General features: G+C 41.7%; 6 protein-coding genes. 5 read left to right on the top strand and 1 reads right to left on the bottom strand.

Going from position 1 to position 13,731, the window contains the following annotated elements:
• Positions 1–58 precede the first annotated feature (58 nt).
• Positions 59–2,623 (bottom strand): dynamin family protein, encoded by a 2,565-nt coding sequence (locus HC643_RS25550; RefSeq protein ID WP_038092234.1) that lies wholly within the window; start codon positions 2,621–2,623, stop codon positions 59–61.
• A gap of 568 nt (positions 2,624–3,191) precedes the next feature.
• Between HC643_RS25550 and HC643_RS25545 the strand changes: the two genes are divergently transcribed.
• From HC643_RS25545 to HC643_RS25525, 5 genes are all read left to right on the top strand, one after another.
• Positions 3,192–3,905 carry a hypothetical protein gene (locus tag HC643_RS25545; RefSeq protein ID WP_137986604.1) on the top strand — a complete coding sequence of 238 codons (714 nt, stop codon included), beginning with the start codon at positions 3,192–3,194 and terminating at the stop codon, positions 3,903–3,905.
• Positions 3,906–4,385: 480 nt separating this feature from the next.
• Positions 4,386–7,121, top strand: coding sequence for a two-partner secretion domain-containing protein (locus HC643_RS25540; RefSeq protein ID WP_050046874.1), 2,736 nt, complete (start codon positions 4,386–4,388; stop codon positions 7,119–7,121).
• 277 nt (positions 7,122–7,398) lie between these two features.
• Positions 7,399–8,076: a tetratricopeptide repeat protein gene (locus HC643_RS25535; protein WP_050046875.1), complete on the top strand. Its 678-nt coding sequence runs from the start codon at positions 7,399–7,401 to the stop codon at positions 8,074–8,076.
• A gap of 1,116 nt (positions 8,077–9,192) precedes the next feature.
• The gene (locus HC643_RS25530; RefSeq protein WP_336604381.1) at positions 9,193–10,911 is read left to right on the top strand and encodes a ShlB/FhaC/HecB family hemolysin secretion/activation protein; all 1,719 of its coding nucleotides are present in this window, start codon (positions 9,193–9,195) and stop codon (positions 10,909–10,911) included.
• Between the two features lie 71 nt (positions 10,912–10,982).
• On the top strand, positions 10,983–13,709 hold the full coding sequence (locus HC643_RS25525; RefSeq protein ID WP_038092238.1) for a CHAT domain-containing protein: 2,727 nt from the start codon (positions 10,983–10,985) through the stop codon (positions 13,707–13,709).
• Positions 13,710–13,731 lie beyond the last annotated feature (22 nt).

Raw genomic sequence — 13,731 nt, 5'->3', positions numbered from 1 at the left:
ACCGACAAACTAAACGATATGCGCCAGTTGTTTTTTACTGTTCCACTGTTGGTTCCATTTAAATTTCCTCTGGATATGAAATTGCTGGAATTTGGGATAGAGTATCCAACCAAGGTGGAATGGAGGCTGAAGTTTGTGCTTCTGCAGAGGCGATATGTCTTAGCAGGGGTTCGTGCTTGGATTTTAAAAGTTCTTGCAGATTGTCTACAATTTCTTTTAAGGCTTTGGAGAAAGACACTTTGACTTGCTTGGTCAGTTGACTGACATACTGTACTAAGTGCAATCCCGCACTCGCTGTTATTTCATCTCGCAATCTTAAAACGGCAACTTGATGGTTAAATGGTCTTGGAGAAACGGTAAATTTTTTATCCGGGCTCCAATCAAAAATTTGACCGTTTTGATGTCTATCGTCTTTACGTGCTAGGGGAAATAAAGCCTCTGCATGAACGGGAACGGCATCTCCTGCTAGCCCGCTGTGTTGGATAATGAGGTTTTGCCATCTTTGAGCGGGTTCGATCGCACGCAGCAGGTTTCTGAATAAACGAACTTGGCTTCTGCCAAACTTTTTCTCAATGGAAGATTCTTTGTCTTGTAACAGAATCGGGCTGAGTTTCTCTCTTTCTTGCTGTACATCCGTGGATAATTTGCCGAATAAGTCTGTCACTGCTTCTGTGGTGCGATCGTGAGCAAAGGCTTGCATATCTTGGATGGTTTGTACAAATGCTGAGTAGAAATCATCGCTTTTTGTAGGAATGGAATCATCTACTTCATCTTCTTCAAAAAAGCTTTCACTTTCTGTCAAAACAATAGTTCCATTTTTTGTTCGATCGAAAAGTAATGTCCACTCGCTCCATTCAAAAAAGATTTTATTGGTTAGTTCATCTTTGACAACATCGCTAACGGCTACATTATTGCGATTAATTAAAATGGGTTGTTTGTCTAAATCTTCTTGGAATTGTCTGTATGCGGTTACTAAGTTTTCTATAGCTTCTCGTAAGGTAAGAAAAACAGGGCTTTCAACGACTGGTATATAAGCGGGAATATCTTCTAATAGATTTTTCAGATTGTTTTGTTCTTTTCTCAAAGCCTCAGATGCTTTTTTTGTATCTTCTACAAGTTGCTTCAGTCCGTGCAAAGCCACGTGTTCCTTAAGTAGAGAACGCAACCTGTTAATACCACCATCTTCAGCATAATTGCCCAGTTGTTTGTGCAAGTAACTTGATGGCGGTAGCATTTCGCTAAGTTGTCGCCATTTTTCTCGTAGTTGAAGCTCATCTGGTTTGTTTGGTTTATCCAGTTCGGATAAAAACTCTCTCGAAGAAACTTGCAGTAGAGAGGACTGTTCTGCTAGTTTTGTTAATCCATACAGTTGTGATAGCAAAACAATATTCTTTTTCTCTGTTGTCAAATTACTGGCGCTAGCCACGGTCAGTTTGAGAATGTTGAGCTGTTCGAGGACGGTTTCTTCTGAGAGGAGAGGTTCATCTAAAAGCTCGTCGAGCGATCGCTCATCACTCCCACTTAGAGGAATTTGATTGAAGCGTCCCACACCGACAATAATCCGATCTCTGAGGTCTTGTCCCTTATCCCGTTCCAACATACTGCGGATTTTTGTAGCAGTGACACCGCCAGGGTATCGACCGTTGAGAAGCAGCAGAATAGTTTGTACATCTCTCAATTCCCTCAGAGACAGAAAAGCGTCTCTGACACCAGAATCAGCCGCCCCCAACCCAGGAAAGTCCAACAGAATAAATTCATTTGTTCCCTGAAGGGAAGATAAATCCCAAATTTGTTTTGACACTTCAACCGTCACGTCAACGCGACGGATCAGGGAAAAGCTACTCCGTAAATCTTTGGCTGATGGCTGCGCTAAGGTTTCCCAGGGTTTTGGAGCAGGAGGTAATTGCTCAAAGCTGAGTTCTAAAATATTCATGGGCGGCTCAGCTAACCTTAACCCTTTGTGAGCCGTAGTACTATCAATCTGGTAGGTTTTACCGCAAATATCACTTCCATGTATGCTATAAGTACGAGCAAAAAGCACGAGTTCTCGCAATAAAGCCCTTAACTCCAAGCTTTGAATTTTCCATGCTTGCTCGCACCATCTTAAAATCCCGTGACTGTCAACCTGAGTTGTTGGGTACAAACTTTTCAAAACAGCAAGCTCTGATGCTGGTAGATTGACAGCTTTTGCCCGTTGTTCCGCCTCTTCTAGCATATAACACAGGCATTCTTTGACTCCTTCATGCGAAAGATATTCAACTGCAAACTGACTGATCTTCGTAGTTTGTAAGTCTGGTTGTTGAACGAGGTGAATTGCAGTGACATTTCCCGTTGTTGGAGTTTCACTGACGGGCAGAGCATCAGCATAGCCAATAAGACTGCCCAAAAGCAAGGTTTTTCCACTGCTGAATTCTCCCATAATGCCGATTTTGACAGGAGAAGAAGCAAGTTCTACGACCCTTTTAGCTGATTGCTGAAGGCGCTGGATGCTCTCGTGAATGGTTGTTGGAACCCAGTTATCTCTGGGAGGCGGGTTTTGCGATACTAAATCCAAATTCTGAAGAACGGATTCCCCATATTCTTTGTAGCGGCGTAATTGCTCTATTACCATGTCGCTTCTCATAACCCATTCCTAATTTAGATACAAGTGTAAAGGATGAAATATAAAGTATGAAGGATGAAATATTAAGTATAAAGTTTTTATCTTTTCAAGGGGCAGTCAAAATATCTAGTTGCGAATTTCTCTCAAAATAGCAAGCAGAGGCTGGGGTTGCCAATAACATGAGGGTATAGCTATTTTGTTAAGAATTATAAAAATCAATACTGGTACAAGCAAAGCTACTAGTAGTGGTTTTGCCACTTTAAATTTAAGGGGTTAAAGAAAAACCGCAGAGACGCTCTATCTCGGAACGAGATGATACAAAATCCCTTTTCTTTTTGCTAATTTCACCTTGTTTTATAAGCCCAGATTTCAAATTTAGCATCAGAAGAGAGAACGGTTTCCAGAGAGCCATAATGTTCAACACAAAACTCTTCAACAATATTACGCACAAACAAATCATAAATTTTAGATATTCTTTCAATAAAGAAACTGTAAAGAACTAGTATAAACTATAGCAGTCATGGTTCAATAAATATTAATGTCAGGTGTTGACAAATACTGTAATTTCAGTAATTTCACAACTTTTCCAATGAGAATTATCAATAAATTAGCAAAAACTTTTTCAGCCGCTACCGTACTTGCAATGACAGTTTACTTAGCTCCAGAATCTTCTATAGCTGGTATAGCCCAAGGTTCTGGTAGGGCAGTAAACACGACAGATACACTTTATTTTGAAATTGATACCTCTATCGCAGACACTAATACAGACCCCAAGTTAGGAAGCTTTCTTGGAGCTATTAAAAACGCTACTTACAATCAACTTGAAACTGGACCTTTTGGCGACGAGACGAAGTTTAACACGTTTAAGTTTAATCCGGCAGAATTAAAAACTTCTTTAATAGAAGATCCATCTGAATTGCAAGCAATTAATGATACAGACGGAGATTTTCAAGGAAAATTTACCAATAAAGCCGTGAAGTATGAAGCTAGATTACAAGATTCAAAATCAAATTTCATCAATTTTGAATTTTATGCTCCCTTCACCGATGCGAATTCTTTATCTGTTTTTAATGCATCAAATTTGAATCAATTTTTGAATAACGATGGGACAGTAGGATTCCCAAGACGACTTGGAGTTTTGAATGTGGATTCTGTTCTCAGCGAAACTAATGCATTTTTCTTGATTCCTGCTCCTGATGAGGTGACTAAAGTTCCAGAACCTATGGCTATAACTGGTTTACTAGGTTTTAGCATTTTGAGTACAGCATTACTACGGAAAAGTAATAGACGTCTGGAGAGATGAGAAGAGAATGTTTCTGGCATTGATTAGATAGGCCGTATTGACGACCGTCGTAAGCATTCTGTTTTAGCAAAAATTAATTTTTAGACTTAACGTAACCCATATTCTTCAAGATGTCTTTCTTGAAGAAATTTTATACTAAGTAGGTGGGTGGAATAAACAGAACTATATTACAAAATGTGAATACACTGAGATCCTTACCAATGACAAATGACAAATGACAAATGACTAAGGACGACCATTCCCAGTTACGTTTTTTCATACCGACCTACTTATAATTACGGATAATCTTCCTAAATCTCAGCCATATAGCAATCCTATCTGATTTCTGAAAAAATCTAAGTGCCTGTAAGGTGGGCATTGCTTACTAAAAGCTTTATACGGTGGGCAATGCACACCCTACAGGTATTTCAAAAATCAAATAGGATTCCTATTTGTTGAGATAAGTGAGAAAATTTAGGAAATTTTATTTTTTAAGAAAAGATGAAACCTCAGCTTAGTAAAACTTGTGAAATTAGTCTGTGCTGTTTGGGTGGTGTATTTTTTTCGCTATTATTCTCCAATGCAGCAATATCAGAAATTATTCCTGACACAACGCTCCCTGAGAACAGTATCGTTACAACTGAAGGCAATACTAGAGTTATTGAAGGTGGAACTCTTAGAGATGGGAATCTTTTTCATAGTTTTCAAGAATTTTCCTTTTCTGCGTCAACAATTGATACTACTGGAGATACGGCTTTTTTCAGAAATGATGCAGTAGTGAGAAATATCATCACAAGAGTAACAGGTGGTTTGCCTTCAAATATAGATGGCACGATCAAAGCTAATGGTAGTGCTAATGTATTTTTCATCAATCCTGCTGGTATTATTTTTGGACCTAATGCCAGTCTCAGTATTGGAGGTTCTTTTATTGCCAGCACAGCAAATAGCTTAAAATTTAAAGATGGCACAGAATTTAGTGCAAACATCTCTGGCACTACACCGTTATTAACAATCAGTGTACCGATAGGTTTACAATTTGGAGCTAATCCTGGAGAGATTATTAATCAATCTCAAGCCAGTCTAGATGGCGCAGTTAATACACTTGGCGTTCCTACTGGATTGCAGGTTCCAAGTAGTAAAACTTTAGCTTTAGTAGGCGGTACTATTTCCTTATCAGACGGGAATTTAACGGCATTAAACGGAAGAATTGAGTTAGGTAGTGTTGACTCTAATAGTTACGTTAGTCTCAATGAAGTTAATACACACTATGTTCTAGAATATTCAGGTGTTCAGACATTTAGAGATATTCAAATATCTGGCGTTACATCAGGTTCCTTGATAGATATTAGTGGTGATGGTGGTATTCAAGTACAGGGTAAAAATATCACTCTCACAGATAATTCTTTAATTTTTTCTATTGCTACAGGTTCACAAGCAAGTGGAAATTTAATAATTAATGCATCTGAGTCGGTAAAATTGAACGGAGGTTCCAATATCGGAACTTTTGCAGAGGGTGAAGGGAAAGCAGGAGATGTATTTGTGAAAGCCTTTGAGTCTGTAGAGTTAGAAGGAACTGCATCAGGTGCACCTACTTTCCTTGGCTCTCAAGTCTGTGTACTGTCTGCAGAATGTGGCAGCGTTACGGGTAATGGTGGTAATTTAACGATTGATACAAAAAGATTACTGGTTCGAGATGGAGCTAGTGTTGATACTTCAACTTTCGGTGTTGGAAACGCGGGAAACATACTGATAAAAGCATCTAGTTCTGTAGACGTCAGAGGCACTAGTTTAGATGGTAGTACCATCAGTGCTATCTCTACTCAAGTTGCCCAAAATAACAGCACAGATAATCCAGGAAATGCAGGGAGTTTGAATATAGAAACTCAACAATTAATCGTTCAAGATGGAGCGCAGATATTGACTGTTGCTCGTAAAAGTGGTGATGGCGGGAATTTGACTATTAATGCAACCAATTCCATTCTCTTGAGTGGAGCTTTACAATTTGCAACAGCATCCCTTTTGGACAACAATCGTAGTGGTCTTTTTGTATCAGCAGAAGAAGGAGCTACAGGAAGTGTGGGTAGCTTAAATTTGACGACTGGAGTGCTAACTGTTGAAAATGGAGCTAGAATTTCAGCAGATAACCTTGGTTCGGGTTTGCCTGGTAGTTCAACTTTAAATGTCAGGCAGTTGAGGATTCAGAATGGTGGGGAAATAAAATCAGGTTCTTTCTTTGATGGGGATGCGGGAACTTTGACAGTCAATGCGACTGAGTCCGTGTCTATCGTCGGTACTGGAATCATTGGAAATGAAACTATACCCAGCACTTTGTTCTCTCAATCTCTAGCTAGTGGTAGGGCGGGGAATTTGACAATTAACACTCCAATTTTAAGTCTCAGCGATCGCGCAGAACTAACTGTAGGTGCAAAGGGAACTGGTCCCGCCGGTAATTTAACAGTCAATGCTCGCTCTATTCTGTTAGACAACAACTCTATTATAACTGCTGACACTCGTAGTAACGACGCAGACCCAAATCAAGAACAAGCAACTATTAACCTACGAGCTAGAGATTTAATATTATTGCGTCGTAATAGCAAGATTACCAGCAGCGCCAGTGGCACTGCTACTGGTGGCAATATCAATATTGACACTAACAATCTTGTTGCTGTTCCACGGGAAAATAGTGATATTAGAGCCAATGCACAAGAAAGCTTTGGTGGTCGAGTAAGAATTAAGACTTCAGGTATCTTTGGCATTCAGTTTCGGCAGCAAGATACACCATTCAGTGATATTACCGTCAGTTCTGCTCAAGGTCCAGAATTCAGTGGCTCTGTAGAAATCAATACCCCCGATGTAGACCCCAATCGTGGATTAGTACAATTGCCGACAGTTGTGTTAAACACCCCAAACCTAGTTGCCTCTAGATGTGCCGCTTTTGACTTAGAAGGTAGTAGTTTTACCATCTCTGGACGCGGCGGTTTACCACCCAGCCCAGATGACCCCCTTAGCAATGATGTCGTTTGGACTGATACTCGTTTGCCAGCCACGACAGCACAGCAGACTAGAGAAAAACCATTTGCAAAGCCGTTTTCTAAACCAGAATCGGAACCCATAGCAATTATACCTGCTACTGCTTGGGTATTCAATGGTAAAGGGGAAGTGACGCTGATTTCCAAAACGTCTAGTACCAATAATTTAGAATCTACTCCCAGTACTTGTACAAGAAATTTCTACTGATTCTGTTAACCAACGTGTTTCGTCGTAGATTTGTGCAATGTGCTCTTTTCGAGCACGCCTTACCGAAATGATTCCTATTCGTTCTTTAGGATAGGTAATCACCTTGACTCGAGCCAGAAGTACACAAAGCACTTCGCCGCTAACGAGAACTTAGTATACTTGAATAATGCAAAAGAAGTCGTGAAACAATTTTTTCATCAAATTCATTATTTTTATTTATGTTACTCATTATTTATGATAAAAAAAAGCTGTGCATTGGAGTGGAGTCAACCAAATTATGAAGAAAACAATCCTTGCTACAGGACTACTGCTGAATGTATCAGGGCTAACAGCTACAAGTGCTCTCCAATCTCCACAATCCACTCGAGTTGTCGAAAATTCTCTCGGTAAAGATGCAAATTACTTTCGACACCCTGATAAAAGTGTTGGGCTGGATCTCGCAGGAATACTTGTTGCTGCTGGAGTTATCTTTGCCCTTAGCTCAACTGTTTGTGTAGTTTGTAAAGCTCTCAACCCAGGCAAACCTTCTTCAAACACTACAGATTCTCAGTATAGAAAAGAAGATTTGCCTAAGGCTACGGAAGATTCCACCATATCAGATAATACACAGATTGGTTCTGCTGCATACCTTGAAATTAAACAAAAAGATGACCAAACGCTGGTTCAATTGAATAATGCTATTCGCATTCATCCCCAAGATGCTTACCTTTACACTAAACGGGCTAACTTTCGTCACAGCAATTTAGGAGATAAACGGGGAGCTCTTGAGGATTATACCCAAGCGATTAATCTCCTTCCCGAGAACGCCCTTTTCTACCTTTGGCGCAGTCAACTTTACTACGAAGTCGGGGATCGGTTAAAAGCAATGGCAGATTATAACACAGCTATTCGTCTTGCTCCAGAAGATACGATGTATCACTCTTTTCAATCACACGCAACATCGGGAAAACACTGAATCTCCTGTTTCACTATTTGGAGCACTTAGCAGGTATAGACTAGCCTACTCAACTTGCCCTTTGGGTTAACGCCTTTATGCCAACCACGAGTGCGGCTCCGCCCTACAATACATAAAGACTTTCCTGATTTCTTGTCTTTCCAGACAACTCCCAGCACTTTCAGCCGTGGATTGAGGACAAATCTTTTTGTAACTGTTTGCAGTGTTTAAACCCAGTTTTTGCTGTCTTAACAAGTATTATATCAGAATTATCAGAAACTACAGCAACTTGCAAGGTGACAGAATAGTCGTTTCAAAAGTAGGATTTGGTGCTACTTCTACCAATCAATTTACCTAAAACAGCAACACAGGTGCTTTGTTGTTTCAGGGAACTCAATTCGCCATCCTTGAGAACAAACCTGCTGATTTGTCTACTGGTTTAAATATTGAACTTGTTTAAAAATCAATACGGTTCAGTTAACGATAATTGTAGGTTGGGTAGAGCGATAGCGTTACCCAACCTACTCCCCACACTATCCTAACAATTTAGGATACTGGAAAAATTTTTGCCATTTTTGCCAAGCCATAAAGCCAAGCCATAAGAATGGTGCCCATGTTTGTAAAAATAACCGATGCACAAGCTTTAGTTTGTGAGGTGACAAAATTTGGAAATCGTAATGATAATAAAGGCTATTTACAGCTATTTTTAAAGTAAAGTTCTTATTTGTTTACAAAAATATAATTCTATTAAGAGTATACTTCAGGTATTATTTTTCTTAGTTCTTGATAGGAATTGGTCTGGCATTCAAGCAACAGGTAAAACGACTTCCACAGTCTAGAGAGATTTAATCTTTATCTCCGCTGCAAGATTCCCGGTTTCTTTAAGGATACAGTTGGTCAATGGAGGTGACACCCCTCCCAAAAGTACTCTCTCGTTCCCAGCCAGAGGCTGGGAATGCAAACTGAGGTTCTCTTTCGCCTTATCCCCAATTCTGCTAAAACTGTCTATCCTTCTTAACTTTGCTGCGTTTAGTGGTCATGCTTAATAAAAGGTTCTTGAGTTTTTATTACCAAAGAGGTCTACTCAGTCTGCTTGCGCCAACCCTGACACTATTTAGTAGCTTGCACCAAAAACCGTTGTCTGCACAGACACTAAATACAGCTCAAGCCCTCCAGCTAAAGAGTGAAATCGGTCAAACCCAACCTCCTCCAGATATATTCCGCCGACCGGAAGAAGAAAATCCGCCGCTCGCACCCGAAACACCCCCTATTATTCCACCCCCAGAAAAGTTATTTCCATCTCCTCCCCCAACTCCTCAAACGGAGGAAGCAGTTCCCAACGACTTTGCCGGAACCATTACAGTAGAACGCTTTGACGTGATTGGCAGTTCTGTATTTAACCGCAAACAATTAACTGCTGTAGTTAAAGAATTTATCAACAAACCCATTACCTTTGCTGAACTGCTACAAGCTTCCGAAGCAATTAGCCAACTCTACCGTAATGAAGGTTACATTACCTCCGGAGCTTTCATTCCAGCTAACCAAACCTTCAAAGTGAAAGGAAGTGTGGTCACAATTCAGGTAATAGAAGGTAGATTAGAAAATATACAGGTTAGAGGTCTGAAGCGGTTAAACCCCAACTACATCCGCAGCCGTTTGGAAATCGCCACTGACAAACCTCTGAATGTGAATCGATTGCTAAGAGCATTGCAACTGCTCCAGCTGAATCCGCTCATTGGAAATATATCCGCAGAGCTTGCTACGGGGTCAACCCCTGGTGCTAACGTGCTAGATGTTAGGGTGACAGAAGCAAAGACACTCTCTGCTCAAATTGCCTTCGACAACAATCGTTCTCCCAGTGTTGGTAGCTTTCAACGGCGAATCCAACTAAACCAGGCTAACTTGCTGGGACTTGGAGATGGTTTAAACATCGCCTACACCAACACCACAGGTAGCAACGATGTCGAAGCCCGCTATACCTTACCCATCAATCCTCATAACGGGACATTGGAATTTAGTTATAATTACACAACCAGTGATGTTATTGAAAAACCCTTCGATATATTGGATATTGAAGGAACCTCACAAGACTTTTCTCTGACACTGCGTCAACCAATAGTGGAAACCCCCAACGAAGAATTTGCCCTCGGACTGACCGCATCTCGCCGAGAAAGTGAAGTTGACTTTTTGGGAGACATCACTGGGAAACGGGTGGGTTTTCCCGTACCGGGATCTGATGAAGGAAATACTCGCCTATCAGTACTGCGGTTTTTCCAAGATTGGACCAAGCGCAGTAGCCGACAAGTGCTAGCCGCGCGATCGCAGTTTAGTTTTGGTCTAGATGTCTTCAATGCTACCACTAACGATAATGCACCGGATGCTCGCTTTTTTTCCTGGCGAGGACAGGCGCAGTGGGTACGACTTCTAGCTCCGGATACCATAGTCTTAATTCGTGCAGAGGCTCAATTAGCTGATAGGGCGTTAGTACCATTAGAGCAGTTTGGTTTGGGAGGACAACGTACAGTACGAGGCTACCGCCAAGACTTGCTGTTAACTGATAATGCCTTTTCTGCTTCTGCTGAGCTTAGGTATCCAATTTTACAAGCACCTCAATTAGGGGGTGTGTTACAAATTACTCCGTTTGTTGATTATGGAACTGTCTGGAATAGTTCTGGGAACAGCGACTCTGACCCCAATAACCTTGTTTCTGTAGGACTAGGGTTGTTGTGGCAGAGCAACAGATTAAATGCCCGATTTGACTGGGGTATTCCTCTAGTTTCTGTAGATTCACGTGATGAAGACAGTTTACAAGAGAAGGGTCTGTATTTTTCTATCGTTTATACCCAACCATTTTAAGAACTGCGGCCATTGGGCATTGGATATCATTCTTTCCCTCCCTCCCTCACTCCCTCCCTCACTCCCCAATTATGTCCAAACTTATTCTTTTCGCTGTCGCCCAAATTACCGCCGCCGTCAGCCCACTCGCTTTAGTGGCGGATGCAGCAAATTACCCACAGACTAAACAAAGTCAACTGACCCAGGTTGTTCAGTCACCGAATGCAGAACAATTGCAGCAAGGTTTGAAACTCTACCAACAAGAACGGTTCTCCCAAGTCGTGCAGGTTTTACAAAAAGCTGCCCTTCAATTCCAATCTCAAGGAGATGTTTTGAATCAAGCCTTAGCTCTAAACTATGTAGCATTGGCATATCAACAGCTCGGACAGTTACCCCAAGCAAGCAAAACGATCGCAGATAGCTTGGATTTGTTACAAAAAAATCCGATAAATTCTAAAGAGTACCTGTCAATTCGCGCTCAGGCACTTAACACTCAAGGTCAAATACAAATAGCCCAAGGGAAAACTGAAGAAGCTCTTACCAGTTGGGAGAAAGCGAGTGGTTTGTACGGAAAAATACGTGATAAGGAAGGAGAATTAGGTAGCAAGATTAACCAATCTCAGGCACTACAAGCGTTAGGGCTTTACCGTCGCGCTCTCATAACCTTAACAGAGGTGAATCAATTGTTGCAACAGCAACCTAACTCTCTGCTGAAGGCAAATGGACTGTTAAGCTTGGGTAATGCTCTTCGAGTGGTAGGAATTTTAGACCAGAAAAACCCAAAAACCAAATCCATAGAGAACCTTGGTTCCCTGCAGGCGCTACAGCAAAGTTTGGCAGTGGCTTCTCAACTAAACTCTCCAGAACTGGTGGCTGAAATTTACTTGAGTTTGGGGAACACAGCCCAAGCGCTGCAAAAAACGGGTGAAGCAATGCAGTATTACAAACAAGCTGCTGCATCTTCTGTCTCACCCATGACTCGGCTGATGGCGCAAATGAATCAACTGCGTTTATCTGTGGAAGAGGCAAAACAGCCAGAAGATGGAGAGCAAAAGTTTTCTGACCAGACTTGGCAGCAAATTTTACCTCAAATTCAATCTCAGCTTGATACATTGCCACCCAGTCGCAAGACGGTATACGCTAGGATTAATCTTGCCCAAAGTCTGGCTTGTCTCAAACAAGGAACTGAGGCAAAAAAAACGACCCTCAATTTGATTTGTCCCCAACAGCAAACAAAGGCACAAGCGACAACAACCAACGAAACTCCGGAATGGTCTGGGATCGCTCAGATATTGGTAACGGCAGTTGAGCAAGCCAAGAGTTTGAAAGACAGCCGTGCTGAAGCTTATGCCTTAGGTACATTGGGGGGGCTGTACGAGCAGACTCAGCAGTGGTCGGATGCACAAACGCTGACCCAGCAAGCGCTGATGCTAGCTGAAAGTATTTCAGCATCGGATATTAGCTATCGTTGGCAATGGCAGTTGGGACGTATACTGAAAGCTAGAAAAGATGAGACAGGAGCGATCGCAGCATATACCAAATCTGTTGCTAACCTCAAGTCTTTACGCAGCGATTTAGTTGCCATTAATCGCGATGTGCAATTTTCATTTCAAGAGCAAGTCGAGCCAGTCTATCGCGAACTGGTGAGTTTGTTATTGCAGTCACAAAACAACAACCCCAGTCAAGATACTCTTGGCACAGCCAGAAATGTGATAGAGTCACTACAACTAGCAGAACTAGATAACTTTTTCCGCAGAGCCTGTGTAGATGCACAACCCGTTCAGATTGACCAAATCGATCGGACAGCCGCAGTGATTTATCCTGTGATTTTGAGCGATCGCTTAGAAGTCATCCTTTCTCTTCCTTCCACCTCAACCAACCAAAAATCTCCGCAAATTCTACGCCGTCACACAGTTCCTCTACGCCAAGCACAAATTGAAGACACGCTCGATCAACTGCGGCAAAAATTAGAAACCCGCACGACTGAAGAGTTTTTTCCTTTATCCCAACAAGTGTATGAATGGATAATTCAACCGATCGCTCCAGAATTGGAAAAACGCCAAGTCAAAAACTTAGTCTTTGTCTTAGATGGGGTACTGCGAAGTATCCCAATGGCGGTGCTGCACGACAAACAAAAGTATCTTATTGAGAAATATAACGTTGCTATCACACCGGGTTTACAATTATTAAACCCCCAACCTTTAGCACGCACCCAACTACGAACTATTGCTGGTGGACTGTCTGAAGCTCGTGGGGACTTTCCGCCATTACCTGCTGTAAAACAGGAACTAGACGAAATCAAGTCAACAGTTCGCCAAAGTCAAGTGCTGCTGAATCAGGAATTTACCACCGATGCTATTGAAAACGCTGTTAAGTCCTTGAATGCACCTGTGGTTCATCTAGCAACTCACGGTCAGTTTAGTTCTAGGGCAGAAGATACCTTCTTTTTGACTTATGATGGTGACGTCAATGTCAACGAGTTGAGTAACTTACTCAAAACCAGAGAAACCACCCAACGGGGTGCCATCGAGCTACTTGTCCTAAGTGCTTGCTCAACAGCTGCGGGAGACAAACGAGCGGCGTTAGGAATTGCTGGAGTCGCTGTCCAAGCTGGAGCACGCAGTACATTGGCATCGCTTTGGGTTGTAGAAGATGACGCGACTGCTCTCATTATGGGTGAGTTTTACAAGCAGCTAAACCAACCGAATATCTCTAAAGCAGAAGCCTTTAAGGGTGCTCAACTGAAGCTGTTAAAGAATCCTTTATACGAGCATCCCTACTATTGGGCACCTTTTATTTTAGTAGGTAATTGGCTCTAGAAGGAGTTCTGTAGGTTGGGTT

The organism is Tolypothrix bouteillei VB521301 (genome assembly GCF_000760695.4).
GTDB lineage: Bacteria > Cyanobacteriota > Cyanobacteriia > Cyanobacteriales > Nostocaceae > Scytonema > Scytonema bouteillei_A.
The sequence above is the reverse complement of the archived record's forward strand: the minus strand, read 5'-3'. Positions and strand labels throughout refer to the sequence as shown.